Origin of the sequence: Paenibacillus sp. CH40 (assembly GCF_024213605.1) — a bacterium.
Lineage (GTDB): Bacteria > Bacillota > Bacilli > Paenibacillales > Paenibacillaceae > Paenibacillus > Paenibacillus polymyxa_B.
The window spans coordinates 184,025-209,848 of sequence record NZ_JANAVQ010000006.1 but is presented as its reverse complement, the minus strand read 5'-3'; the positions used below and the strand labels follow the sequence as shown (position 1 = coordinate 209,848).

Below are 25,824 nucleotides of genomic sequence, written 5' to 3'. Positions count from 1 at the left end.
ACAGGTTCCTTTTTACTGGAACCTGTTTTTTTTATTCAACTTTTAATTCACGTAAACATTCCCTGCGCCGCTTGCACCGTAACCGTCTGGTGTGGTCAGTCCAGTAATTCTGATATGATATCCACTACCTGTTGGGATACCATCAAAAGATTTACTGTACCAGCTACTAGAATCTTTTTCAGAACTGTTTCCAGATACTTTCTGTGGAACACTCCATTCTTTCCATCCATTCCATACATCTTGCACAATCTCATATCTATTAACAGCTTTTACGTCACTAATACCTGTGTCTTGCCATCCTTTGATTGTGGCCGAATGGGATGAACCAACAGAAAAGGCGTCGCCCCCAATTAGTACAGTTCCATATTGAACCCCACTAAGTCTATAATAGTCTACAGCCGCATTTGTAGAAATTTCAGATGGATTCAGTGCTTTAACGGTTGCAGGATTCCCATCACCAAGAACTAACTTCCACTCTTCACCATCTTTGATTACTTTCAAATTTTGTTTTTCCCCATCCTCTTTGATTACAACTGCTACACTCGAATTGGACTCTTTTTGGGCACCGACAACTTCAATTTTGTCAAAATCAGTTCTATTACTGTATTCCTCATACTTCTGAATTTGTTTTTCTTCACTTAGATACCGCGAATCTTTGACCAGACTTACTGCATCCGAAAAATTCTTTTCGTGCATAGCAGTTAAGTATTTTGTGACAACTTTTTGAGCCTCTTGCTCGGATTGGTCGACAGCAACTTCGGATGTAGCTTGATCTTTTGTTAAAGCTTCAGAAGCAGAAACCGAAACTGAAGTATCAGCCGACGGAACAACAGGTGCAGCGGATACAGAAGTACCTAATGCAGCCACCATTGTAAGTGTAGCAAGTAGCGTAAACCATTTTTTCTTCATTCAAAATTCCCTCTTCCCATTATTTTTTTGATCTATGTAAGTAAAATCTTTTGATGTACATTTACCAAATTCGACTTGGAATCAAGTCCTAATTTTTTATAATATTTGGTAGACTCACATCTATTATAGTGATAATTCATTAAATATTCTAGCGCTTTCAATCATTTTATAGTAAATAACTATTAATTGATTACATAATACTATTTTTGTTACTACGGCAATAAAATGACCACATTCCTTTATCCCAAGGAAAGGATATTGTTCGAGTTCGCTCCTCGTAAAAAATTTCATGCCCCCATTTTGTAATAAATCCACTATATCTGAAAAATCATTTTCCTTAACTAACTCAGCCAGGTTTGAATTGAGCAATTTCGATTGATCCATATGCTTCATTGTTAAGAAACGTTGTGGATTACCCGTTATGAGACCATGAGACTGAAAAAGTTGTAAGTCACGATTACAGAGGATTGTACCACAAACGGTATTTCTGTTAAGTTGAATGGTTTCCTTAGTAAAAGCAATAAGAGTCGGAAAGTTAAGTTTCTCTCGATTAATGCAGTGGAAAGAAAATGCAGGGAAGGGAAGCCCCCAAAAGTATGCCAAGACCGCCGTCAGCTTGTCGTCTACATATTGACCGACAAATTTAGCCTGCTCCTTACGTTGAGTTAAATAGCTATAGAATAACAAGTGTTGGTCCCTATTAATCTGGTCCGTTAATTGAATAATTGTTTCGTAGGTAAGCAATCGATGAGAAATCATGTATTAGTCCCTTTCATTCCCATGTGGGTAGTATTCCTATTGGCATGATACCACAAATTGAAACTATCCTTCCCGCTTATCCCATATAGCCTTAAAATCTTGGGTTATACCTTTCAAAAGAAATGAAGATTGTTTGCCACCGGAGTATAAAAATCCATAATTTAAGGATGATTTTTCCCGAAATTCATTGTATGGTTCCTGCCTCGCCTCTAACTTATGATGAAATTAAAGAGAGGTGAGGTGCTAAAAAATTAATAACAAAAATTGAAAACGCATACAACTGAAGAAGGAATGTTTATAAGTGCAAGATGATCCGTAACCACCTGTCATCAATTACTTCAAAGTACTTAGTCTGTACTTATGAAAGCGATTTCTTCAAGCTGCGCCGCAGGACAATTAAGACGGTAACATCTAAATTCAAGGAGTGAGTCATATGCCAGATCCGTGGAAAAGAAGATTTTTCGGTATTCTTAGTTTTGTTCTCTTATCTTTTTTGTTGGTATCTCTCGATTTAATTCCAAGCTTAGCAAAAGCAGAATCAACTAACTTGGTCACCCATGTTGAAGACGAAACGACGATGGGTGCAAGTCAAGATTTATCCACTAATGGCAAATCTCCTTCTACAGTCGTCAGCTCCAAGGATGCAATTATTCAAGGTTACGGCGTAGAAAAACGGGATACTCCCTATACCGGCGATACACTTTATAAAGGCGACGGTTATGTATCCTTCTTTTATGATTATGACCCAAATTCGGGCAAGTCTGACGGGACGGCTACGTTTAAAGTGAATGTGCCGACAGCAGGTCTATATAAGCTGAGCCTCGGTTACTATATTCCGGCGAACACCGGCTCCAAGGATACCAGCTTCGAGGTCAATGGTACAATGGCTGAAAGCATAACGCTGGTTCCCCCTCCGGAAGGTGCGGTTGTAAACGAGAAGTTGGTAAGCAAAATCATGTTGAAAGCCGGTACAAACGAGGTTACTTTTTCAAGAGGCTGGGGATATTACGGGATCGAATACGTGAAGGTTGAATTCGCCAGTTTGCCTGCTACAAACAGCAAAATTGAAGCCGAAGACGGAGTCATTACTGGTGAGGTCAGCACCGAAACCGCCAGCACGGGCTATTCTGGTACCGGTTACGCAGCCTTTAAAGGCACAGGGTCGTTAACCCTTGCCTATAACGCAGCTTCAAGTGGCTTTTACAATATTGCAATCGGTTACAGTAATCCAAATAGTGACAAAAAGACCCATATGGTGGTCAACGGTCAGACAAGCGAAATATCCCTTCCGACAACAGCAAGCTATTCCGAGGTATCCGGCGGTAAAATCATGCTGAATTCGGGAAACAACACAATACAGTTCAATGTCGACTTGGGCCAGTATCATATCGACTACATCAAGCTGTCAGCAGTGCTCCCCCCGAAACTGCATCAGATTGGGAAAAAGCCGGTAAACCCGAATGCGACTGTGGAAACCAAGGCACTCATGGGTTATCTCGTGGATGTTTACGGGGACAAAATTCTTTCCGGTCAGCATACTCTTGAGGATGCCCAGTGGATTAAAGACCAGACTGGAAAGTATCCTGCAATGTTGTCAACGGACATGATGGATTACTCCCCCTCTCGCGTCGAGCATGGTGCCACCTCAACTGAGGTGGACAAGGCGATCCAATGGGCCAAAGAAGGTGGAATTGTCACGTTTGTATGGCACTGGAATGCCCCTAAGGGTCTACATGACATTCCAGGAAAAGAATGGTACCTCGGATTTTACACCGAGGCGACTACATTCGACATTCAATATGCGCTTAATCATCCCGAGTCGGAAGAATATCAGCTAATCCTGCGGGACATTGATGCCATTGCCGCTCAGTTGAAACGCTTCCAAGACGCTCACGTTCCGGTGCTATGGAGACCACTGCACGAGGCGGAAGGCAAATGGTTTTGGTGGGGCGCCCAAGGGCCAGACTCCGCCAAGCAGCTGTACCGTATCATGTACGACCGTCTAACACACTACCATCACCTGAACAATCTGATCTGGGTATGGAACTCCGAGAGCCCCGAATGGTATCCGGGGGACGATGTCGTCGATATTGTAAGTGTGGATATCTACAACCCGGCGGCTAATTATCACCCAAGTATCGGCAAGTACGACAGCTTGGTAAATCTCGTGCAAGGCAAGAAGCTGGTTGGTCTGTCCGAAAACGGCCCGATTGGCGATCCCGAATTGCTTCAAGCATATTCAGCGCATTGGCTCTTTTTCACCACATGGACGGGCGATTTCGTCCGCAACGGACAATATAACTCCCTGGATCATCTCATAAAAGTGTTCAACAGCGATTACGTGATCACGAGGGATGAGCTTCCTCAAGACCTATTTACTTCCTCCAAGAATGAAGCGGAGTAAGGCGCTCTTACGGGGCTCACCGTACCACGGAAGGTAGCAGATACTTCGGACGATGGGTATGTGGCTGGATTCTGATAACAACGTCGACAAATTGGTAATTACTTTGAACGTGCCTGTAATTTTACCGTCCCACCCAGCACCATGAAGTAACGCATAAGCCTGCCCCTAACCAACAGCGGCCACCTCAGAAAATAACCGAGGCGGCCGCTGTTGGTTTGTAACTTGAACAATATAGTCTATGATAAAACCATTATAAAAAAGGGCCGTCTTCTCTCCGGCAGGAAAGTCGAAACGGCCCCGTTCTTTTTGCAAAACGAATTAGTTAGTAGACCATAGCTTAATCCGGTTTTGAATATGTTTGGTAAAGGATTGTTCCATTTCTTGTACTCCGGCTTTCTCCAGCTCTGCCATATAGGCATCCCAAACCTTATCGAAGTTTTCCGGCTTGGTCATGACAGCTTCCGGAATTCGTTTCCATGTAATATCCTTCATCTTGGCTCCGAGAATAACAGCCGGATCGTCATTGGGTAGAGACATCGTGTAGGCTGCTCCGTATGCTCTCGGTTGGAATTCTTCTTCTTTTGGGAATAGATCTTTCCAATGATCAATCTTATAGGCCTTTAGGACTTCCTTCTCCGACTTGTTATAAGTTGCTGTCAGCATCTCCGGATAACTACGAGTAAAGTAGTTGCCGGTGGAGTCCTTGATGCCATCACCATAATGGACCGACAAGTTCCAATATAGACCGATTCCAGATTCTTTTTGGAAAGCTGCATTGTCATTGTTCATCCGTTCCAGCACAGCCGGAATAATCGTCCGTTTGCCGTCTTTAACCGTGTAATGCTTTCCTTCAATCCCCCAATTATTCAGGATTTGCCCCTCTTCCGATGCCAGAAAGTCGAGAAACTGGATAGCGCGTACCGGGTCCTTGCACTTGCTAGAGATCGAGATTCCATATCCCCCATCAAAGCCAGGAAGCCAAAAGTTGGTGTCCTTATATTCCTTGCTCATGGTGACTGGATAATGACCGTATGTTTGGTCGAATTTGCCCTCCGCTTTTAGCGCATTTTGCCCGTCGCCATAGTCCCATTCTGGATCGGCCAAGCCCAGTACGCGGCCTGAAGCCACCTTCGCCTTAAACTGATCGGTCTTCTGCACGAAGCTTTCCGGATCAAGCAATCCAATGGAGTTCATGTGATTCAACCAGCGGAAATATTCCTTTTCTTCCGGTCGGCGGAAATGATAAGTGGCTTGGTGTGTTTTTTGATCAATGTAGTATTCGCCGTCGTCTGGTCCCCCGGTCGTTTGAAATCCTGAGTTTGTTACCTGGTACATATGCCAATCGTCGGCATTAAGGGACAATCCGATATTTTTATTGCCATTTTCGTCCGTCGGATGCTTGGTGATATAGCCCTTAATGACTTTTTCAAAATCCTGTACCGTACGAATGTCCGGGTATCCCGCTTCCTTGACGACACGATGCTGGAGTTTAAACCCTACGTCGGGTTTAATTTTTTTCTCCTCGACAGCGGACCAGGTCGGAATCACATAGATCGATGGGTCGTCCAAACTGTACTTTGTCCGAACAAGCTTGTCTCCCAGCATTTTTTTGATGTTCGGTGCGTGCTTGTCGATCAAATCCGTCAGATCAATGATTGCACCAGCATCGACAAGTTTGCCGACATCCGCCTTAGCAGCGATCAAATCAGGATAGTTTCCTGTGGCTGCAATCAACGAAATCTTTTGGACCGGGTCTCCGACAGCGAATTCAGCATCTAGAGTTACTCCGGTTTTTTCAGCGATGACCTTACCGACTTCATCCTTCATGCTATTCCAATTTGTGCTGGAGTCTTCCGAAAAATAAGTAAGTGTGATGTCTCCTGTTGTTACGGCCTTGGTAGCCTCAGAAGGATTATTACCGCTGCACCCTGCAAGGGTCGCGACTAAAGTCAGTGACATTACGAAAGATACGACCACTCTATTTTTTCTTGGCTTCATGGAGCGAAACCTCCCATTATAATGAATGTTTGCTTCGTTTAGCTCTTTACCGCTCCGAGCGTCATACCCTTAACAAAATATTTTTGTAAAAAAGGATAGACGATAAGAATCGGCACTGTAACAATGATGGTGATTGCCATTTTGACGGATTCCGGTGAAACCTGTGCCATACGCTCGGCCATATTGGCAGCGTCCTGGGAATTGGTTGCGCTTGTTGTCGTACTTTGCAGAATTTTCATCAATTCATATTGCAGGGTCGTCAACGATTCGTTGGACCCATTAAACAGGTAAGTATCGAACCAAGAGTTCCATTGCCCAACTGCCAAGAAGAGCGCTACGGTCGCTAATGCCGGTTTGCAAAGAGGAAGAATAACGCGCCAGTAGATCGTGAAATCGTTGGCACCATCCAGCTTGGCTGATTCCTGTAACGCATAAGGCAGACCATCAATGAAGGAACGAATAATGAAGACATTAAACGCACTTACAAGACCTGGCAAAATATAGACGGCAAATGTATCAATTAAATGCAATTCCTTCATCAGGATAAAACCTGGAATCAACCCTCCAGAAACATACATGGTGACGGCCAGAAAGATGGAGATGAACCTTCTAGCTTGAAAATCACTTCGTGCAAGCGTATAGGCAAGCATCGAGCCGCTGACCAAGCCCGCTACGGTGCCAATGACGGTTCGCAGAAAGGAGATCTTGAATCCAGTGATTAACCCCTCATAGGTGAAAATCAAGTCGTAATTCTTCAACGTAAATTGCCTTGGCCAGATGGTGATCCCACCTCTAATGGTGTCTACCGAATCGTTAAAAGAGATAGCTAGCACATTTAAGAACGGGTAGATCGTCAGAACGGTGACCACAATCATGAAAACATAAACAACTATCCCCAGGATTCGGTCTTGTGGTGATTTCGCCTGAAGCTTGTTGTTTAATCCGCCGACCGGCGTAGTGCTTTTGACAGCCTCCATGTCCATTCTCCTCCTTACATAATGCTCTCGTTGGTATAGCGCTTAAAGATTCCATTAGCCGCAAACAATAGGATCAGGCTTATCACCGAATTAAAAATATTAATGGCCGTTCCGAAAGAGTAACGTCCCATCGCCAGACCATAATTAAGCGCATACAAATCAAGTACTTCAGAGTAATCAATGACCAGGTGATTGCCCAGCAGAAATTGTTTCTCGAATCCTGTACCGAGCAGATGACCAATAGACATAATCAGGAGAATGATAATAGTCGGCCGGATCCCCGGCAGCGTGATATGCCACATTTGCTGTAATCGGCTAGCGCCGTCCACCCGCGCAGCCTCGTATAATTCAGGACCAATACCGGCGATGGCAGCCAGATAAATAATGGCGTTCCACCCCGTTTCCTTCCAGATGTCTCCGAAAGTTACAACCCACCAAAATAATTTACCTTGGGCCATAAACTGGACTGGCTGATCGATGATGCCTAGACCCATGAGCATATCGTTTACGACACCGCCATCCGCTGAAAGCATTTTGGTGACAATGCCTGCAGCAACCACCCATGAAACAAAGTGCGGCAGATAAGATACGGTCTGAACAAATCGTTTTACCACTTGTATGCGGACCTCGTTGAGCAATAGAGCAAAGACAACGGGTACAATAAAGCCAGCGACCAGTCCCATAAGGCTCATAGCCAGCGTGTTCCGCAATACTTGGTAGAAATGATCATCTTGGAACAATGTACGAAAATGCTCCAAGCCCACCCACTTCTGTTCAAAAAAACTCAAACCAGGTCTGTATTTCTGAAATGCCATTGTCCAGCCCCATAGCGGCAAATACTGAAAGATAAAGACCCAGATAACAAACGGAATGGACATATAATAAAGATACCTCTGGCTTTTAAATACCTTCCAAGCATTCCGCTTCGTTTTTTTGTATACGTTTTCCGAATTTGCTGTTACCGCTTTCATTTTTTTCATCCCCTCTCTTAAAACCAATCATAAAACAGAGGAGAGTCAGAACCCATACAACGGATTTCGGAAAAAATCATCCACAAATTATGGATTTCTATATTCCGACGGTGAACGGCCTTCGTATCTTTTGAATTTGCTGTAAAAGTAGTTGACGCTTGTATAGCCGACGCTTTCGGCGACTTCGTATACTTTCATTCCCTGACCCAGCAGCTCCTTGGCCTTTTGAATACGGACTCGGTCCAGATAGGTATTAAAGTACTCCCCCGTCTTGTTCTTGAAAAGCTGACCCAAATAGGCGGTACTATAGTTTAGTAGTCCGGCTAACGCTTCCAGCCTCAGGTTGTCTGCATAATGCTTGTGAATGAAGTCGATCATTTTTTTGAATTCCAGCTCCTTTCCACGGTGTTCAGAGTCTTGCGCCAATGTTAGCAGGAAACGGTGGGTCTCTTCCAAAAGATCATATAGATGATCATGCTGGTATATCCCATTTAAAAAACGGGAAACTTCCTCCGTCTCTTTCAACTCGATACAGAAACCCGCGGTCAGCTTATGAATGATTGCATTGGACAGAAAAAAGAAGGACTCTTTGATCGACTTCTCATCTTGCCCCTGTTTGAGTAAAAATGCAGCCGCCTCGTTCAATAATGGCAGTATTGCGGTTTGGTTTCCTACCTCCAGACTGTAATACAGGCGGAAGATGAATTCCTCCATCGTTTCCTCAGCTTTATCAGCAGACAATCGGGGAGAATCCAGCGAAGAAGAAAAGAAAGGATACGGACCTAGCAGTCGGTTCTTCTCGCTGAAAAAGGATTGTTTTACCGCTTCCTGGGCCTTTAAAAAAGATTTACAAATATCTTCAGGAGCAGATACTACCCCTCCGGTTGCAGCGGCGAACCGGACATTATCCGCAACATTACGAATCTCATTGTGCAGAATTTCACGCCGTTCTCTTCCGCGCAGCGGCGCGTTGAGCAACAGGACTGTATACGGGGGGATTACTGTGACAAGTCCCATCATCTGCCCCTCTATCTTTGCCTTCAATCCATTCGAAAGCTGGTATGCGACATCAGAACGGTCCACTTCAGAAACACGCGGGTAGACGACCACGACTTCGTAGTTGCTCCACAACAAATCTGCTTCTTTTGCCTTACTTCTCAACTTGGCCGGATCTTCAGTTCTCTCTTGAGAGACAAGCAAGCTATGCAGGTATAAATCTCGATTTATAACCTCTCTCTTACGCCACTCCCCTTGAAGACGCTCCTCTTCGATCCGCTCGCGTATCCGTTTTAAACTGGACGACATTTCATCAATGTCGACCGGTTTAACGAGATAGCCGAACACCCCGTATTTGATCGCTTGTTTGGCATACTCAAAGTCGGCATATCCACTGAGGATCATAAAGTGCAAATGATGACCGTCGGTTGTCAAGCGCTCAATCAACTGTAAACCATCCATAACCGGCATGCGGATATCGACGATTACAACATCAGGAGCTTTTTCCTCGATGACTCCCAGTGCTTCCTTTCCATTGGCTGCCGTAGCTGTAACGATAAATCCGAGGCTTTCCCATGGGATCAGCGTTTGAAGCCCTTGACGAAGCTTCGGCTCATCGTCAACGATGACTACCTTAATCATTTGGATTCACCCCCAGGTATAAAAAACTGAATACAAGTGCCTTTCCCAGGCTCGCTCTCAATATGTAAAGCACTAGAGGTCCCATACAGTAAGACGAGACGATCATTTACGTTTCGTAGTCCAATTCGCTGGACCTCCTGTTCATGTACGGATGCAGCAAGCTCTGCTTGTACTAGGGCGAGACGATCGGCCGTGAAACCAGCGCCGTTGTCACATACCATAACTCGAACCCCCTCCGGGATTTCCTTAACTTTCACTTCAATGACAGCTCCTTCTGCTTGATTATCCAGACCGTGTACAATAGAATTTTCCACCAATGGTTGGATAATCAGAGGTGGAACCAACATTTCCTCCAAATTTGGATCAACGGTTAAGCGATACTCCAAACGGTCTTCATACCGAAACTTTTGAAGATCGAGATAACAGCACACTTGTTCAAGCTCTTTACGCAGTGGAATCTTGTCGTTACCAGCCTCCAGACTGCTGCGCAACAACGCGCTCAACTGCCAGACTGCTTTAGCGATATCGTCCTGTTGGCGAATGTGGGCCTCCATTCTGATAGACTCCAAAGAATTGAAGAGAAAATGCGGATTGATCTGGCTTGCCAGCATTTTGAACTTGATCTCGTTTTGTCTTTGCTCCACGAGTCTTTTCTGGCGATTCGTCTCTTGGACCTCCTGGACCAAATGGTTTACGCTGCTGACGAGCGCGTTAAATTCCCTCGATAATAGACCCACTTCATCTTTCCCATCAATATGGAGATAGGTTTCCCATGAGCCTGCCCCTACTTGGGTCATATGCTTGCTCAAGCGAAGAAGCCTTCTGGATAATAGCGAAGCAGAAGCATAGATAAGCAAGGCTGCAAATATCAGGCTGGCTGTGATCGCGATTCCGCCGAGCCATATCACTTGATTAGCATCTCGGGTAATCTCAGAAACGGAAAAAATGGAAATAATGCGAAGTCCATTCCAGCTATTCTGTGGAGCTAGATTAGCTATAACCACCTTCGACGCTTTTCCATCGATGAGCATGTTGTAACTTCCTTCCTGATGGAAAAGTATATTTTCGTCGGCATGAATTTCAGAAAGATTCTTCCCGAACAACTCTGCTTCATTGGACGCGACAATCTGATTCCGGTTATCCACGATCAAGGTAGGGAACGATTCCTGATTCAGGATTGAATTTAATTGGCGCTGGTTAACATTTATGACCAGAACCCCTTTTCGTCCTGGTGAATCCACTGAAAATGATCGAATCAGGCTGAGATAATCGGCATCGTCCCTCTCATCCTTGATTAAATTCCAGCCGGCCAATCCTTTCTGCGCGATGGCCTCCTTGTACCAATCTGCGGTTGTGATCCTATCATCCGGTTGGATAAATTCCCAATTATTAAGTGCTCCAGGATTAGAGACATAGACACGGATGCCGGATATCTCTTTGTACAACTGGAGGTAGTCACGAATACCTGTATACTCCCGGTATGCCTGAATGACTTCGATATAGCTGTCATACTTCTGGCTGGCTACCATTTTCATCCGATTGTCATTGGTCAGCCGGTACGAGATGTCCAGCGGCACTTTGATCAATTCTTCTGTACGATTTCGGACCCGCTCGACATTGTTGGACACTTGCATAAAGGCGTCTTTAATAACGGCCTCTCGAAGCTTCCCCGTCAGAAACAGGCCACACAACAGCAAGGGAAGAACAGCTACCGAAATGAATGTAAGCGTCATCTTCTTTCTCAGTTTCATGTCATTCATCATTCGTATAAAAAACATGGTTTGCCCCTCCCCAATCAGTACGCTGATGCGCGCAAAATGCCCCTTTTCATATAAAAAGGGGCATAACTCCATCGATTGTTTTCTCTCTTTCGGCAATTATACTGTTGTACTGATCCTTAAGCCTTACCAGGCTTTATTGCCCGAAGCCTGAACCATCCACTTTCATAGTCTTTCTGTCTGTAGAGAAGAGGGAGGCCCAACTTCATAAGCCGATCCCCCCCATGGATAGACTTTTGCCCGCTATTTCCTGACTTAACTTCATATTCGAGCTCTGGATTTAGTCCGTCAAGGCGCAGGGCTCGCCAAGGCGCGTTCGGGACAGCCATCACTTGGAAATAGTAGACGATGGCATCCTCTTGGTCTTCAGAAACAAACATCCAAGCCGATTCGTTATCTTCAAACGGGTTGTTTAAGCGATACAAGTCACCTTTTTGTACTAAGCCACGTATCTGCTTGTATACTGCGATTTGGCGTTTGACCGTCTCTTTTTCCTCATCGGTGAATTTCGTGAGATCAAGCTCATATCCAAAATTTCCGGACATGGCCACATCACCTCGAAAATCAAGGGGTGTTATGCGTCCAACTTGATGGTTCGGAACTGCCGACACATGCGCTCCGATGGCGCTTACAGGATAGACAAGGCTAGTTCCATATTGAATCTTCAGACGTTCCACCGCATCGGTATTATCACTAGTCCATACTTGAGGCATGTAGTAAAGCATGCCTGGGTCAAAACGTCCTCCGCCACTTGAACAGCTCTCGAAAAGAATATGCGGAAATTCGGTGGTGACGCGCTCCAGCAGCTCATACAATCCAAGAACATAGCGATGGGCAGTCTCAGATTGGCGCTCTGGCGGCAGAGCTGCGGAACCGATTTCCGTCAGGCAGCGATTCATATCCCATTTCACGTAAGAAACTGGGGCGCTGGAGAAAATGGCAGCCAGCGAATCGTAGATGTAATCGCGTACTTCCTTGCGAGTATAGTCCAGCACCAACTGCCATCTGGCTTCACTGCGTCGCCGTCCTGGAACGTGAAGGCACCAATCTGGATGCTCCCGGTACAACTCGCTGTCTGGAGAGATCATCTCCGGCTCAAACCAGAGTCCGAATTTAAGCCCCAATTGATTGATGCGTTTCGCGACATCGGCAAGTCCGTCTGGCAGCTTCCGACGATCCTCGTACCAATCGCCGAGAGACGAATTGTCAGAATCCCGTTTTCCGAACCAACCGTCATCTAAGACAAAAAGTTCGATGCCTAGCTCTGCCCCCTCCTTCGCTATCGATACCAGCTTATCTGCATTGAAGTCAAAATAGGTAGCTTCCCAGTTATTGACCAGAATAGGGCGTTCTTCATCCCGATATTTCCCTCGGCAAAGACGAGTCCGATACAAGCGATGATATGTACGCGACATTTCTCCCAGCCCTTGACCAGAGTAAACCATAACGGCTTCTGGCGTTTGGAAGCTCTCACCTGGGCTCAGTAACCACGAAAAATCAAAGGAGTTCACGCCGATGCTAAACCGTGTAGAGCCGAATGAATCTATTTCTGCTCCCGCCTCAAAGCCCCCGCTGTACACGAGGCTAAAGCCGAATACCTCACCATAGCTTTCCGTTGTTCCCCCAGTGACCAATGCAGCAAAAGGGTTGAGTTGATGGCTGCTCATGCCCCTTTTACTATCAATTCGGGTTTCACCTTGAAGAATCGGTTTGCGGGTAATATTCCCCTCCCGAGCCCATGCTCCCGAAAGATACATGAACTCTAGATCGCTTTTACCTGAAAAATCGACACTGGCACTTAGAGCACGGAGAAGCCGAAGATTCTTGGCTCCCGCATTACTCAAACGAGCCGAACGAGCGATTACGTTTCGATCTGCGAAGACGGTATAAAGAAGAACAACTTTAAGGCCTGAAAAGTCATCTTGTAACTCCAGTTCCAGCGTATCCGCTTCGTCTTCATTTTCGGTATATACGGCCGGAAGCCCGGTTAATGATGGCTTTCCCTTAGTGATCCGGTAGCCAATATACTTTAACTCCGTGATACGAGTTCCATCCTCAAGCTCTACTTGATACGCCGGGTTACGGAAGTCCCCGCTCCCATACTGCGGATATTCTTGCGGCAACCGATCCAATCCAGCCTTCGCGGGAGTGTGAAGCAATAGGTCAGCCATGGGTTCGCGGTGCTTCAACCTGTCTCCCCAGTATACATGGACAGGAAATCCATCCACAATCTGAATAATATAACTCATGCCCGACGACTGCAAATGAAACAGCCCTGTTTGCTCTTGAACAATGATACCCATTGGGAAAATAACCCCTCTCTTAGATAATAATCATCGGAGTTCCACACCAAAAAGACACTCAGAAGAAGCATTTTGTAACAGCCATCAACTATGTTCATATGGTGTAAAGCTTGATAAGATTCAACAATATAGCAGTAGGTTCTACAGAAATCATATATTAATTTTAGATATGAAGTACATGGCATGGTGCTCACTATTTATGTTATAATACTTGATAATTTACATAAGGAGATTTAGCGTGATAGAATATTTGCCGCGTAGTAAACAGCATTCTGAATTGTATCTAACTCAGTTTGGCATAGAGGAATGCATACCGAGTCACTTTTTTGGACCTGCGATAAGAGATCACTATCTGCTTCATTATATTTTGGACGGAGAAGGTACCTTCGAGGTCGGTGGGTTCAGTTATCGCTTGCGGAAAGGACAGTGGTTTCTAATCTGCCCCCAGGTCATTACTTATTATCAAGCCGATGTAGTGAATCCTTGGTCTTATTGCTGGTTTGGATTTGACGGGGCACTGGCAGAAACACTCCTCAAGCAAGCAGGTCTAACGATGACGCGTCCAATCCTCAACTTTGAAGGAGACCATTTGATTCATCAGTATTTGCAGCGAATGAACGAATCAAGTGAATGCCATAAAGCTCGGGAAACCAGACTGACCGGTCTGCTTTGCTTAATGATATCGGAGCTTATAGAATTCGGTCCGGTAACACCTCCCGAACAAAAGGAAAGCCGGTCGGAAATTTACGTGGAAAAAGTGAAGGATTTTATCGAAATGAATTATGCTCAGAAAATTACCATTGAGCACATTGCAAATTTTATCGGACTCAATCGAAGCTATTTATGTTCGTTATTCAAACAACAAGTGAACACAAGTATTCAGGATTATTTGGTTCGCTATAGGATCAACAGAGCATGTGAAATGATGGGAAACGCTGAACTTTCGATCGGTGATATTTCCCGTTCAGTCGGCTATAACGACCCTTTACTCTTCTCGAAAATTTTTAAAAAGGTAAAGGGACTCTCCCCCAAACATTATCGAATCGAAACCCATACTCAAACTCAAGCCGATTACTAAAAATACAATCGCTGACTCATGTGGAAGATGGGAGACATCAACTCAACGTTCGTCACATATTCGGCGTGGACTCTAAGAGCAGAGATGACTTCTACCCGGCTACCGATACGAGGCCTCTTACGAACAAAAGAGGTCAACCAGAGCAACTGGCTGACCTCATAAGTTTATTTTGCAGTTTGTCCTTCCAAATAAGAAACCGGCTCTTTAACCTCTACTTTGGTGCCGCCAAATTCATCTTTAATGTATTTTTGAGTATCCTCGTTATGATAGAGATCCGCTAACTTTTGCAGCCCTTTGTCATTCGCCTTATCAGATGAAGTAACCAGGACGTTAATATTATTTTTGGTTGCCTGACTGATCTCCTCATGGAACAAGGAATCTTTCAGTACATTCAGACCCCCTTCTAAAGCAATCGTATTCCCAATCAGCACCAAGCCTACATCTTGAATCACTCGTGGTCCTGTTTTATCATCAATTAGTTCAAATTTCAGGTTTTTAGGATTGCTAGTAATATCATTGACTGTACCCAAGGCATCATTAAAGTCAGCCTTAAGCTTAATCAAACCGGATGCTTCCAATAACTTTAAACCTCTTGCCGTATTGGCTGGGTTATCTGCCAAAGCTACCAGAGCCCCGTCGGTCACTTCATCGATGCTTTTGAATTTTTGCGAATAAATCCCCATGGGCTCCAGGTAGGTTGTGGCTATAGCCTTCAAATCAGCTTTGCTCTCTTTGTTATAGCTAACCAGGTACGCCCACGATTGGAATGCATTCACGTCTACTTCGCCTTCTTTGGTCGCATTGTTCGTTTCGATTCCGCCGTTAATTTCTTTCACTTCAATGTCCAACTTGGCATCCTTGGCGGCCTGGGACTGGGCAATATGCTTCCAGATCTGGGCGTCAGAGCCCATGGAGCCGATGACTACTTTTTGCGTTTCCGAACCGGAAGCGGCGCTAGAGCCATTGCTGTCTGAACTTTTATTACCGCATCCTGCGGCAACCAATAATAAACTAATCCCTAATAGTAAAACGAACGATTTCTTCATGTTGTTTTCCCCCAGATCATGTATGCTAGTGCATCGTCATTCCACCTGTAACATTAATCGCTTGTCCTGTCATATATGCTGAGAGCGGACTGGCCAGAAACAGCACCACATTGGCGACATCCTCCACCTCGGCCGTTCTCCCCAAAGGTACCTGTGAACAATCTTCTTCGTATATTTCTTGAGCGGTCATTCCGCGAATGACGCCCCCTTCAATCCGTTCACGATGTTTCATCGGCGTTTCTACGATACCTGGACAAACCGCATTCACCAAAATTTGATGCGGAGCAAGCTCAATGGCCATCACCTTGGTCAAGCCGAGAACCGCATGTTTGGATGCACAATATCCGCCCATGGCCCGATATCCATTTTTTCCAGCCTGCGAAGCAATTTGGATAATTCGTCCTGGTTTGCGCGCATCCACCATTTCCTTGGCAAACCGTTTGGACGCTACATACAGCCCAGTTGAATTGATCGAAAATACTTTCTCCCAATCAGCTAACTCACTATCAATGACATAATCCATCGTAGAAGTACCCGCGCAGTTCACCAATATATCAGGAGCTCCCGTTTCGCTAATTAGTAGATCGCACCATCTTTCGATATCACCCGGTTTCGATATGTCCAATTGCGTTTCAACCAACTGTGGATTGACCACTCTATACGGCTCTTCATAAGAAATATCAGCAGAAATCACTTTAGCTCCGCTTTGAATGAAAAGCTCTACAATTCCCTTGCCTATGCCTGACTTGCCGCCTGTCACTACCGCTGTCTGATGAGATAGGTCAATCGAAATCATAGATTTTAAAGTACTCTTTCGAAAGGATCGCGGCTAATACCAGCTTCCAATACAATCTTCACAAATTCCTGCGCGGAAAAAAGAGAGTGGTCCTTGTAGTTCCCGCATTCCAAAGCAGTAACAGCCGGAACCTCTGTCGTTTCCAGAATTCTTTTCAAGGTTTTTTCCAAAGCGAGTGCAATTTCCTCAGGCTCGTGTTCATTCCACAAAATCAAGTAGAACCCCGTTCTACATCCCATAGGAGAGATATCAATAATTCCTTTGATTTCATCTCTCAGATACGTCGCTAATAAGTGCTCCAACGTATGTACAGCAGCTGTAGGAAGTGCATCTTCATTGGGTTGCAAAAATCTCAAGTCATACTTTTGTACTATGCTTCCTTTTTCGTCATGCTCTACTCCCGCTGCTCTTACATAAGGAGCCTTTACAATCGTGTGATCTAATTGAAAACTTTCTACTTTTGCCATTTTTCTTTTCCTCTTTTCTGTAATTTATATTTTTAATCTAATGATGGATACTCTACATTTGTGATTTTTTCAAAAGAATTAAATGCTCCAAATCAGCATTTTTGTAATTATACATCGGATTACTCGGTTTTACCACTATAATTCTTGTCGTATTTCTTTTTTTCTTTGACCGTCTCTCCTTTGCCTGTAGGTTTTGACATAGTGTACAATGTATACGATAATGCATTTTTACGAAAAAGATCGAGGACATCATAAGCCTCATTTAGGAGAATGCTCTGTGAATGAACCGGATTGGAAGCACCTGAATGCTGTCCCATTACCCCTGCAGGAATTTCAGCTACAGCTGGATCAAAACAGTGTCGACGCCAAGCAACTAGAGGAGTGGAGAAAGATTCCCGTCCTTTATCAGCTCGCTCTGGAGGAGTTAAAGAATAAAATTAAGCTGATTCAGACGGAATGGAAGCTGTTAGACGGTTTTAGCCCGATTGAGCATATTAAAACCCGGATCAAAGAGCCCCACAGCATCGTGGAAAAGGTTCGGCGCAAAGGGCATGAAGTGACCTTGGACAATATATTGCGTGAAATTCATGATATCGCTGGAATGCGCGTGGTATGCGCTTTTGTGAAAGATATTTATCGTCTGATGGATCATCTTCACACACGGGAAGACATTCGTATTCTGGAGGTCAAGGACTATATAGCCCATCCTAAGCCCAACGGCTACCAGAGCCTACATGTCATTGTGGAAATTCCGCTGATCCTGTTTGAGGGCACACGCTGGATCAAGGTTGAAATTCAATTGCGCACATTGGCTATGGATTTCTGGGCCAGTATGGAGCATATTTTGTACTATAAGTTCGATAAGAAAGTGCCTGAACATGTCGTTAATGGATTGACCGAAGCTGCACGTGCAACCTACGAACTGGATCAGAAAATGCTGAAGTTGCGCGGCGAAATTTTATCGCTTAGCGAGGAACAGGATGCGGAAGAATCCCCGGCCAAACAATCCGAAGAGATGTCCTTGAAGACACTCTCCCTCCCTGCAGATCACGCCACTTCACGGCCACAAACCTGCTAAGTATTTGTGTACAAGATAATTTGAGAATTCAGTTGAGTCTGCAACAACTATGGTTCAGTCTTACGCTGGACTCTTATGTATTGGGTACAAAAAAGAGCCATCAAAACCACGTTCATCATGGTTTTGATGGCTCTTTTACACATTTTCCGATCAAATATTACTGTTTCTCGCGAATCTCTGTGCTGATTTTCTCAACGATATCCGCAATGCTGAGTGATCCCAGATCGCCTTCGCCACGTTTACGAACCGCTACAGTACCGGTTGTTTTTTCATTTTCCCCGATAACGAACATATATGGAACCTTCTCCAATTGCGCCTCGCGGATTTTATAACCAAGCTTCTCATTGCGAGTATCCACTTCGACGCGCAGACCTGCTTTCAGCAACGCATCCTGTATCTCATTAGCAGTCTCGATATAGTTCTCGGATACTGGCAACAGCTTCGCATGAACAGGAGCCAACCACAATGGGAATGCACCTGTAAAATGCTCAGTCAGGATGCCCATGAAGCGGTCAATCGAACCGTAGATGGCACGGTGAATAACGACTGGACGGTGCTTCTGGTTGTCCTCGCCCACATAAGTAAGGTCGAATTTTTCAGGCATTTGGAAGTCCAATTGGATCGTTCCGCACTGCCAGCTGCGTTTGAGCGCATCGAGAATGTGGAAGTCAATTTTCGGACCGTAGAATGCTCCATCTCCCGCATTAATACGGTAGTTGATGCCCAGGTGATCCAGCACGTTTTGCAGAGCTTGTTCCGCTTGATCCCAGAGTGCTGGCTCGCCCATAAAGTCATCTGGACGTGTGGACAATTCCACTGTGAAGTCAAAGCCAAACACACTATACATTTCGTTAATCAGCTTAATTACGTCTGTAATTTCTTGTTCAATCTGACCTGGTGTGACGAAAATATGCGCATCATCCTGACAGAATGTACGAACACGCATCATACCGTTCAACGCGCCGGACAGCTCATGGCGATGCACTTGTCCAAATTCGGCTATACGAATTGGCAGATCGCGGTAAGAGTGAAGCTCATTTTTAAACACAAGCATATGTCCTGGGCAGTTCATCGGTTTCAGAGCAAATGTAGTTTCATCCACTTCGGAGAAGTACATGTTTTCCTTGTAATGCTCATAGTGTCCCGATTGTTCCCACAGACGGTTGTTCATCATCAGCGGTGTACGTACTTCCTCATAGCCATGCAGACGTTGAATGTCACGGGAGTAATCTTCCAATGCAGTGCGGACAACCATACCTTTAGGCAGGTAGAACGGCATGCCCGGTGCTTCTTCGGAGAACATGAACAGTTCCAGCTCTTTACCCAGCTTGCGATGGTCGCGTTTTTTCGCTTCCTCCAGCAAATGCAGGTGCTCATCCAGTTGTGCTTTTTTCGGGAATGCTGTTCCGTAGATACGTTGCAGCATCTTGTTGTTGGAATCGCCTCTCCAGTATGCGCCCGCTACACTCAACAGTTTAAAAGCTTTGATGCGGCCAGTTGATGGCAAATGTGGGCCACGACACAGGTCAAAAAATTCGCCTTGATCATAGATTGTAATTTCCGCTTCTTCCGGCAAATCACGAATCAGTTCCAGCTTCAGTGGATCTTCCAACTCTCCAAAAATACGAGTGGCTTCCTCACGGCTGACCACACGACGTGTAATCGGCAGATTTTCCTGTGCGATCTTCGTCATTTCCTTCTCGATCTTGGCCAAGTCGTCAACAGACAATGGATTTTCGATATCAATGTCATAGTAGAAGCCGCTGTCGATGACCGGACCGATACCCAGTTTCACGTTTTTCTCACCGTAAATGCGTTTGAGCGCCTGAGCGAGCAAATGCGCTGTACTGTGGCGATAAATTTCCAGACCGTCTGCACCGTCCAGCGTAATGATTTCAAGGTCAACGTTCTGATCCAAAACGGTGTTCAGATCTACAGCCTTCCCGTTCACTTTACCTGCTACGGCGTTCTTTTTCAGCCCGGAGCTGATCGAACCCGCCACGTCGGCAATTGTTACGCCCTGCTCGTACTCGCGTACGGCTCCATCTGGCAATTTCACTTGAATACTCACGATTAAAGCCTCCATTTCAAATTGTGTTCTATATCAAAATTGAACGCAAAAAAACGCCTCTCTCCCTCAAGGGACGAGTGCGTTCAGCTCGTGGTTCCACCCTAGTTCGGCCCGCTCCTGTGCGTACATTTATGTTCATCGGAACATGCTCATGCACGACATGCGTGACCCTCCATTGGTATCCGTTAACGGGGATAAAGCGGTAGGCGCTTACTGATGTTACTGCCAGATTGCACAGCTACATGTTCAACGTCACGGCTACAAAGGGGTAACTTCACATGCGGTTGCCGGAAAAGCTCTCAGCCTCGTCTTTTCTCTCTGAACGGCCCTTCAAGGAAATCATGTCTTTGGTCAATGCCTTGAATATCACTATATGCTACAGCATTATAGATCAAATTCGCAGGTATTTCAAGTGGGCGTTTATGTAAGTTCATGCCTCCTATGCATCAGCTGGCTAAGGAAGCTCATGTGCCCATATTTACACAGCTCTAGAAACACTGTTATATAGGAGATTTCAAATGGGTAGGGTTCTTCAAGAGAAAAAAAGGAACTGTTTTTGCAAAGTGGGACACTGTGCTCTACTCGCCCCTTTGTTTTCTCTTGGGAACAGCCATTTTAATTATTATGTTTTTGAGTACGGCATAGCTTAAAGCTGACCTCTATCAGGTGGTTTGTTTCTTTCGCACGTCTCCACTCGTTTCTTTCTCAGTGAAAAAGTACAGCAAAGCCAGCACAGGCAGGACGACTCCAATCAGAGAACTAAAATTCCAACCTCCTAACGCATACGACCAACCGCCTAATGATGATCCAATCGCTCCGCCTATGAAAAAAATAGACATGAATAATCCGTTCAGACGCCCCCTCGCCTCACTTCCCAAGGAGTAAATCACACGCTGTCCAAGTACAAGGTTTCCCGATACAGCCATATCCAGTGTAATCGCTGAAATAAAGAGAAGTACGAGCGCAACCGTCGAATGACTTTGAAAAAGATAGATGAGCAAAAAAGACAAGGCTGCAATGATCATAGCTAACCCGGTTAAACCTTTGCTCCAGCCTTTATCAGCCAATCTCCCGGCAATCGGAGCAGCTACTGCACCGCCTACGCCTACTAAAGCAAACAATGCAATCCCTTGTTGAGACATTCCGAAATCATCCGCCAAACGTAGAGGAACAACAGTCCAAAATAGGCTGAAGGCACCAAATAGGCAGGCTTGATACAGGGCACGGCGGCGCAGTGCAGGCGTTTGTTTTAAAAGAGTGCCTAGCGAGAAAATTAGTTTACTGTAAGATACCGTAGGCACAGGCTTGCGCTCTGGAAGAGCTCGCGAGAGCAGAATCGTCAACAGCGTCAAGACAATGGCTGACAAAATAAATACGGCTTGCCATCCCCAGATGCTGGTAATAAAGCTTGCTACTGGCCGTGCGAACATAATGCCTAGCAGGAGTCCGCTCATGACATTCCCAACAACGCGGCCGCGCTGCTCCTCGGATGCTAAATAGGTGGCGTACGGCACCAGTATTTGGGCTACCACAGATCCAATTCCAATGAATAAGGATGCGGTCAGGAACAACGGGGCATTGGTGGCAAAAGCGGCAACAACCAATGCACAGACTGTGATGATTAGCGATATGACCATAAGCCGTCGATTTTCAATAATGTCGCTGAGCGGTACGATAAATAGCAAACCTACCACATAACCGATTTGAGTTAAGGTGACAATGAAGCCCGCTGCTGTAGAAGAAAGACCCATAGCAACGTGAATAGGTCCTACAAGGGTTTGAGCATAGTACAGGTTGGCAACAATAAGGCCGCATGCGGCTGCCAACAAAAACATCATCCAATTTGAGATACGGTTACTTTTTAAGGCTTGTTGTTCTCTTTGCATAATAATCCTCCTCATTAATTTAAATACTAAACGTATAGTTCATTAATTAGATAATCAAATAATATACTGAACGTTTCGTTTTGTAAATAGGCAAAATCAACTTTTTTATTTTACATGATATTTGATATACTGAACGTATAGTTTATTTTTCGTATTTACTTATATCTGTTAAGAAGGTGAGCATTCCAATGCAGAGTAAAAGAGGACGTCCACGTAATATGGAAACGCAAAAATCTATCCTTAACGCTTCCTATGATCTACTGTTGGAACAAGGCTTTGGAGCGGTTACGGTAGAAAAAATTGCTGAGCGAGCGAAAGTTAGCAAAGCCACCATTTATAAATGGTGGCCTAACAAAGCTGCCGTAGTGATGGATGGTTTCCTGTCAGCCACCATAGCAAGATTGCCCGTGCCCGACACGGGTTGTGTATTAGATGACATTCTCATTCATGCCACGAATTTAGTGCGGTTCTTAATAAGCCGAGAGGGTAAAATCATTACGGAGTTAATAGGCGAAGGGCAACTTGATTCAGGATTGTCAGAGGCATACCGGACCCGATATTTCCACCCTCGGCGACTTGAGGCCAGGCTTCTTATTGAGCGCGGAATAGAGCGCGGAGAATTGAAGGAAAATCTCGATATTGAATTATGTATCGATCTCATTTATGGGCCTGTTTTTTATCGATTGCTGGTAACTGGTTATCCATTAGACGATTCCTATGTGCGACAATTAGTCATGAATGCGTTCAAAGGAATTGGCTTGGACTGAATGAGTGGCATCAAGCAGTTCTCACAGAGTATCCTCTGTGAGAACTGCTTTTTCTTTTACCTGCCAGGATCCTTTGGCTAACTCCTTATTTGTTTAGTTGTTTATTCGTCAGGGTCTATACTAATCTTTTGCAGTAAGTCGATAAGAAGATCCTCTTCCTCTTCGGATAGTTTATGGACAAGGCTGACATTGAGCTCGTCCAATATTCCTTGTAAGACAGGAGCAAACTCTAACGCCTTGGCCGTGGGAGATACAAGATAGGAACGGCGGTCATTTGGGTCCGTTTTCCGTTCAATGTAGCCTGATTCCTCCAATTGTTTCACAGAGCGTGCCGTGGTTGCCTTGTCAAATTTAAGTTCATTCGTCAATTGCTCTTGTGTAATGCCCGGCCGCTGCAAAATGAGCTTTAAAAAGCTGTGTTGTCCTCCACTGCCGATTCCGTAAGGGGCCAGTTTTTTGGAAAGTATTTTTTGATTTCGACGGTACAAGTGGGAAATTAGCTTTCCAATCGGTTTTTTTCTCATCAAATACACCTCATTGGCTTGAAAATGACAAATCCCCAGTTGGGACCAAAGCAAAGTTTACAACAATATTGTTGCGCACGCAACTAATTTGCTGTACACTAGAACCGTTCATTTAGTTGCGCGTGCAACTAAATAGAAATTGTTAACGATAACGAGGTGTAATGATGAGTTCAACTGCTACAACGGCTACAACCTATCAAGAGAATATCGAAGTCCAGAAGAAACGTTGGCTGATTTTAATTGTTTTGAATCTGTTTACATTTATGTCCACATTGGATGGAAGCATCGTCAATATCGCTCTTCCTGTGTTGTCTCGCACGTTACATTTACCCGTGGCACAGATCGAATGGGTGACAACCGCCTATTTAATGGCGATATGTACCGCTATCTTATTTTTTGGCAAGCTTGGAGATATTGTCGGTAAAATCAAAATATTCAAAATCGGCACAATCGTATTCATTCTTGGCTCCCTAATGTGCGGTCTTAGCTCTTCGCTTTCTATGCTGCTGATTTCCCGTATTATTCAAGCATTTGGAGCGTCTATGACCATGGCGAACAGCCAGGGGATCGTGACAGATATCTTCCCGTCCAATGAACGGGGCAAAGCACTTGGCCTCATTGGAACCTTCGTTTCTCTGGGCAGTATCGCCGGGCCAAGCTTGGGCGGTATTATTGTCTCGTCGCTGGGCTGGCAGTACATTTTCTGGGTCAATGTACCGGTAGGGCTGGTCGCTGTCTTTCTTGGCTGGAAGCTTCTGCCGAAGGATTTGATCAAGGTGAAAGATAAAATTGACGTTCCCGGTAGCTTGGTATTTGCTATTTTTATTCTCACTTTGTTCGTCGGATTGTTGCTGGGACAGCAGGTCGGGTATGGCGACAAACGTATCGTTGCTTCGCTGGTGGTGGCTGTAGTTGCTTTTGCCATGTTCATTAGGTTGGAACTTCGTCGTCCTGGGCCGCTCTTACAGCTCGCGCTATTCAAAAATCCGTTATTTTCGCTCAGTATTTTGTGTGCTTTTCTGGTGTTCGTCGCTAACTTTTGCTTTAACATCATTTCGCCCTTTTATGCGCAGAATATGCTGAACTTGTCGCCTTTTCATGCCGGGTTCCTGCTGATGCTGCTCCCCATCTCGATGGTTATTGTGGCCCCTCTCAGCGGTGCGCTTTCCGATAAAATCGGATCTGAACTGCTTACATTCGCCGGGCTGGTCGTTATGGTTATTGCCCAAATTGGGTTGGCCCAATTGCACGCAGGCAGCTCTATCCCGCTCGTGGGTCTGTGGATTGCCATGCTGGGCATTGGCAGTGGTTTATTCCAATCGCCGAACAACTCGCTGATTATGTCTACAGTACCCCGCACACAGCTCGGCTCAGCCGGGAGTGTCAATTCGCTGGTTCGCAACGTCGGTATGGTTGTGGGGATCACTTTGGCCACATCGATCCTCTTTTATATTATGAGTAAAGAGGCTGGTTATCGGGTCACCGGCTTGGTCACCGGTCATCCAGAAATTTTTCTGGCAGGCATGCATGTAGTCTTTATGACGTCCGCGTCCATCTGTCTTGTGGCGGCATTGTTAACAGGCTGGCGGCTGATCGGGGCTAGACGGGCAAGAACGCAGCAAGAAAAGGGATAAAGACCAAGCGAAGAAATAAAGCGTCCGTAGACAGAACAATGATCGTAGAATTAAGATGATGAGTATTGCAGTACAAACACGGCATTAAAAGCAACATTTACAATTTTAAAAATGGGATACAAGGGTGGAGCTTACATGAAATATTGCTATGAATGCGGAACAAAATTGATGGTGAAGGAGTGTGAAGGCGAAGGCCCTATCCCCTTTTGTCATACATGCCAGGTCTTTCGTTTCCCGATATTCAGCACTGCGATCAGTACCGCTGTATTGAATAGTCGGAGAGATAAGGTGCTGCTCATACAGCAGTACAATATTCAAGGCTTCATTTTATTGGCAGGTTATGTGAACAAGGGTGAATCCGCCGAGCAGACATTGGTGCGTGAAGTTAAGGAAGAAGTAGGATTACAAGTCGATGAGTATCAATATATGCGCAGCGAGTATTTTGAACGAAGCAATACACTGATGCTGAATTTTGTATCCATTGTGAATGACGATCAGTTGGATGTTCTTAGTACGGAGGTAGATCAAGCATGTTGGTTTACACTGGAGGAAGCCAAGCAAGCTATTTTGAAAAACAGCTTAGCTGAATCCTTCTTGCTGACCATTATTGAAAAGATTGAGGCAGGATTGATTTGAAGTGATATAAGCGTGGCGATGCGAAAATGATGAAAAAGATGTCTTTACAGATATTGAATTGCTAAACCGCAAGATGGCTGCTCTTTCCAAGGAACCCTCTTGCG

Annotated in this window: 21 protein-coding genes; 7 read left to right on the top strand and 14 right to left on the bottom strand. The window is 45.1% G+C overall.

Going from position 1 to position 25,824, the window contains the following annotated elements:
• Positions 1 to 42: 42 nt before the first annotated feature.
• Together NLX73_RS18605 and NLX73_RS18600 are read right to left on the bottom strand one after the other, a co-directional pair.
• Entirely contained in the window at positions 43 to 909 is an 867-nt protein-coding gene (locus NLX73_RS18605) for a hypothetical protein (protein ID WP_254326961.1), read from the bottom strand.
• A 123-nt stretch (positions 910 to 1,032) separates the two neighbouring features.
• On the bottom strand, positions 1,033 to 1,668 hold the full coding sequence (locus tag NLX73_RS18600) for a hypothetical protein (RefSeq protein ID WP_254326960.1): 636 nt from the start codon (positions 1,666 to 1,668) through the stop codon (positions 1,033 to 1,035).
• 433 nt (positions 1,669 to 2,101) lie between these two features.
• Between NLX73_RS18600 and NLX73_RS18595 the strand changes: the two genes are divergently transcribed.
• The gene (locus tag NLX73_RS18595; protein ID WP_254326959.1) at positions 2,102 to 4,072 is read left to right on the top strand and encodes a glycosyl hydrolase; all 1,971 of its coding nucleotides are present in this window, start codon (positions 2,102 to 2,104) and stop codon (positions 4,070 to 4,072) included.
• A 318-nt stretch (positions 4,073 to 4,390) separates the two neighbouring features.
• On the opposite strand, the gene NLX73_RS18590 is transcribed toward NLX73_RS18595, so the two are convergent.
• From NLX73_RS18590 to NLX73_RS18565, 6 genes are all read right to left on the bottom strand, one after another.
• Entirely contained in the window at positions 4,391 to 6,070 is a 1,680-nt protein-coding gene (locus NLX73_RS18590; protein ID WP_254326958.1) for an ABC transporter substrate-binding protein, read from the bottom strand.
• A 38-nt stretch (positions 6,071 to 6,108) separates the two neighbouring features.
• The gene (locus NLX73_RS18585; RefSeq protein WP_165178879.1) at positions 6,109 to 7,047 is read right to left on the bottom strand and encodes a carbohydrate ABC transporter permease; all 939 of its coding nucleotides are present in this window, start codon (positions 7,045 to 7,047) and stop codon (positions 6,109 to 6,111) included.
• Between the two features lie 14 nt (positions 7,048 to 7,061).
• On the bottom strand, positions 7,062 to 8,018 hold the full coding sequence (locus tag NLX73_RS18580; protein ID WP_061829979.1) for an ABC transporter permease: 957 nt from the start codon (positions 8,016 to 8,018) through the stop codon (positions 7,062 to 7,064).
• An 87-nt stretch (positions 8,019 to 8,105) separates the two neighbouring features.
• Complete coding sequence (locus tag NLX73_RS18575) at positions 8,106 to 9,656, bottom strand: response regulator transcription factor (RefSeq protein WP_061829980.1); 1,551 nt, start codon at positions 9,654 to 9,656, stop codon at positions 8,106 to 8,108.
• Positions 9,653 to 11,434: a cache domain-containing sensor histidine kinase gene (locus NLX73_RS18570; protein WP_254326957.1), complete on the bottom strand. Its 1,782-nt coding sequence runs from the start codon at positions 11,432 to 11,434 to the stop codon at positions 9,653 to 9,655. Before NLX73_RS18570 ends, NLX73_RS18575 begins: the two co-directional genes overlap by 4 nt.
• Positions 11,435 to 11,553: 119 nt before the next feature.
• Entirely contained in the window at positions 11,554 to 13,737 is a 2,184-nt protein-coding gene (locus tag NLX73_RS18565) for an alpha-galactosidase (RefSeq protein ID WP_254326956.1), read from the bottom strand.
• Between the two features lie 238 nt (positions 13,738 to 13,975).
• Between NLX73_RS18565 and NLX73_RS18560 the strand changes: the two genes are divergently transcribed.
• Positions 13,976 to 14,815: an AraC family ligand binding domain-containing protein gene (locus NLX73_RS18560; protein WP_254326955.1), complete on the top strand. Its 840-nt coding sequence runs from the start codon at positions 13,976 to 13,978 to the stop codon at positions 14,813 to 14,815.
• A gap of 164 nt (positions 14,816 to 14,979) precedes the next feature.
• Here the strand turns inward: NLX73_RS18560 and NLX73_RS18555 are convergent, their stop codons facing one another.
• Genes NLX73_RS18555 through NLX73_RS18545 form a run of 3 tightly spaced genes read right to left on the bottom strand, consistent with a single transcriptional unit; the run spans position 14,980 to position 17,124 of the window.
• Positions 14,980 to 15,861 (bottom strand): MetQ/NlpA family ABC transporter substrate-binding protein, encoded by an 882-nt coding sequence (locus NLX73_RS18555; RefSeq protein ID WP_250259534.1) that lies wholly within the window; start codon positions 15,859 to 15,861, stop codon positions 14,980 to 14,982.
• Positions 15,862 to 15,886: 25 nt separating this feature from the next.
• Complete coding sequence (locus tag NLX73_RS18550) at positions 15,887 to 16,657, bottom strand: SDR family NAD(P)-dependent oxidoreductase (RefSeq protein WP_254326954.1); 771 nt, start codon at positions 16,655 to 16,657, stop codon at positions 15,887 to 15,889.
• A 5-nt stretch (positions 16,658 to 16,662) separates the two neighbouring features.
• Positions 16,663 to 17,124: an S-ribosylhomocysteine lyase gene (locus tag NLX73_RS18545; protein ID WP_254326953.1), complete on the bottom strand. Its 462-nt coding sequence runs from the start codon at positions 17,122 to 17,124 to the stop codon at positions 16,663 to 16,665.
• Positions 17,125 to 17,401: 277 nt separating this feature from the next.
• On the opposite strand from NLX73_RS18545, the gene NLX73_RS18540 reads away from it, so the two are divergent.
• On the top strand, positions 17,402 to 18,202 hold the full coding sequence (locus NLX73_RS18540) for a GTP pyrophosphokinase (protein WP_254326952.1): 801 nt from the start codon (positions 17,402 to 17,404) through the stop codon (positions 18,200 to 18,202).
• A 157-nt stretch (positions 18,203 to 18,359) separates the two neighbouring features.
• Here NLX73_RS18540 and thrS read toward each other — a convergent pair whose 3' ends face one another.
• Positions 18,360 to 20,273, bottom strand: a complete 1,914-nt coding sequence (gene thrS, locus NLX73_RS18535) for a threonine--tRNA ligase (protein ID WP_013308583.1) — start codon at positions 20,271 to 20,273, stop codon at positions 18,360 to 18,362.
• A 504-nt stretch (positions 20,274 to 20,777) separates the two neighbouring features.
• On the opposite strand from thrS, the gene NLX73_RS18530 reads away from it, so the two are divergent.
• Positions 20,778 to 20,918 (top strand): DUF3995 domain-containing protein, encoded by a 141-nt coding sequence (locus NLX73_RS18530; protein ID WP_432421699.1) that lies wholly within the window; start codon positions 20,778 to 20,780, stop codon positions 20,916 to 20,918.
• A gap of 17 nt (positions 20,919 to 20,935) precedes the next feature.
• Here NLX73_RS18530 and NLX73_RS18525 read toward each other — a convergent pair whose 3' ends face one another.
• Positions 20,936 to 22,159 (bottom strand): MFS transporter, encoded by a 1,224-nt coding sequence (locus NLX73_RS18525; RefSeq protein WP_250267334.1) that lies wholly within the window; start codon positions 22,157 to 22,159, stop codon positions 20,936 to 20,938.
• Positions 22,160 to 22,347: 188 nt separating this feature from the next.
• On the opposite strand from NLX73_RS18525, the gene NLX73_RS18520 reads away from it, so the two are divergent.
• Entirely contained in the window at positions 22,348 to 22,926 is a 579-nt protein-coding gene (locus NLX73_RS18520; protein ID WP_254326951.1) for a TetR/AcrR family transcriptional regulator, read from the top strand.
• Positions 22,927 to 23,027: 101 nt separating this feature from the next.
• Here the strand turns inward: NLX73_RS18520 and NLX73_RS18515 are convergent, their stop codons facing one another.
• On the bottom strand, positions 23,028 to 23,450 hold the full coding sequence (locus NLX73_RS18515; RefSeq protein ID WP_069290990.1) for a MarR family winged helix-turn-helix transcriptional regulator: 423 nt from the start codon (positions 23,448 to 23,450) through the stop codon (positions 23,028 to 23,030).
• Positions 23,451 to 23,614: 164 nt separating this feature from the next.
• On the opposite strand from NLX73_RS18515, the gene NLX73_RS18510 reads away from it, so the two are divergent.
• A complete protein-coding gene (locus NLX73_RS18510; RefSeq protein ID WP_254327004.1) occupies positions 23,615 to 25,084 on the top strand; it encodes an MFS transporter in 1,470 nt (489 codons plus the stop codon).
• Positions 25,085 to 25,219: 135 nt separating this feature from the next.
• Positions 25,220 to 25,720, top strand: coding sequence for an NAD(+) diphosphatase (locus NLX73_RS18505; protein ID WP_254326950.1), 501 nt, complete (start codon positions 25,220 to 25,222; stop codon positions 25,718 to 25,720).
• Positions 25,721 to 25,824 lie beyond the last annotated feature (104 nt).

What these genes read in the sequence shown, in the direction of transcription:
- NLX73_RS18605 (WP_254326961.1), bottom strand. Translation starts at nt 909, where the DNA reads ATGAAGAAAAAATGGTTTACGCTACTTGCTACACTTACAATGGTGGCT.
- NLX73_RS18600 (WP_254326960.1), bottom strand. Translation starts at nt 1,668, where the DNA reads ATGATTTCTCATCGATTGCTTACCTACGAAACAATTATTCAATTAACG.
- NLX73_RS18595 (WP_254326959.1), top strand. Translation starts at nt 2,102, where the DNA reads ATGCCAGATCCGTGGAAAAGAAGATTTTTCGGTATTCTTAGTTTTGTT.
- NLX73_RS18590 (WP_254326958.1), bottom strand. Translation starts at nt 6,070, where the DNA reads ATGAAGCCAAGAAAAAATAGAGTGGTCGTATCTTTCGTAATGTCACTG.
- NLX73_RS18585 (WP_165178879.1), bottom strand. Translation starts at nt 7,047, where the DNA reads ATGGAGGCTGTCAAAAGCACTACGCCGGTCGGCGGATTAAACAACAAG.
- NLX73_RS18580 (WP_061829979.1), bottom strand. Translation starts at nt 8,018, where the DNA reads ATGAAAGCGGTAACAGCAAATTCGGAAAACGTATACAAAAAAACGAAG.
- NLX73_RS18575 (WP_061829980.1), bottom strand. Translation starts at nt 9,656, where the DNA reads ATGATTAAGGTAGTCATCGTTGACGATGAGCCGAAGCTTCGTCAAGGG.
- NLX73_RS18570 (WP_254326957.1), bottom strand. Translation starts at nt 11,434, where the DNA reads ATGTTTTTTATACGAATGATGAATGACATGAAACTGAGAAAGAAGATG.
- NLX73_RS18565 (WP_254326956.1), bottom strand. Translation starts at nt 13,737, where the DNA reads ATGGGTATCATTGTTCAAGAGCAAACAGGGCTGTTTCATTTGCAGTCG.
- NLX73_RS18555 (WP_250259534.1), bottom strand. Translation starts at nt 15,861, where the DNA reads ATGAAGAAATCGTTCGTTTTACTATTAGGGATTAGTTTATTATTGGTT.
- NLX73_RS18550 (WP_254326954.1), bottom strand. Translation starts at nt 16,657, where the DNA reads ATGATTTCGATTGACCTATCTCATCAGACAGCGGTAGTGACAGGCGGC.
- NLX73_RS18545 (WP_254326953.1), bottom strand. Translation starts at nt 17,124, where the DNA reads ATGGCAAAAGTAGAAAGTTTTCAATTAGATCACACGATTGTAAAGGCT.
- NLX73_RS18525 (WP_250267334.1), bottom strand. Translation starts at nt 22,159, where the DNA reads ATGCAAAGAGAACAACAAGCCTTAAAAAGTAACCGTATCTCAAATTGG.
- NLX73_RS18520 (WP_254326951.1), top strand. Translation starts at nt 22,348, where the DNA reads ATGCAGAGTAAAAGAGGACGTCCACGTAATATGGAAACGCAAAAATCT.
- NLX73_RS18515 (WP_069290990.1), bottom strand. Translation starts at nt 23,450, where the DNA reads ATGAGAAAAAAACCGATTGGAAAGCTAATTTCCCACTTGTACCGTCGA.
- NLX73_RS18510 (WP_254327004.1), top strand. Translation starts at nt 23,615, where the DNA reads ATGAGTTCAACTGCTACAACGGCTACAACCTATCAAGAGAATATCGAA.
- NLX73_RS18505 (WP_254326950.1), top strand. Translation starts at nt 25,220, where the DNA reads ATGAAATATTGCTATGAATGCGGAACAAAATTGATGGTGAAGGAGTGT.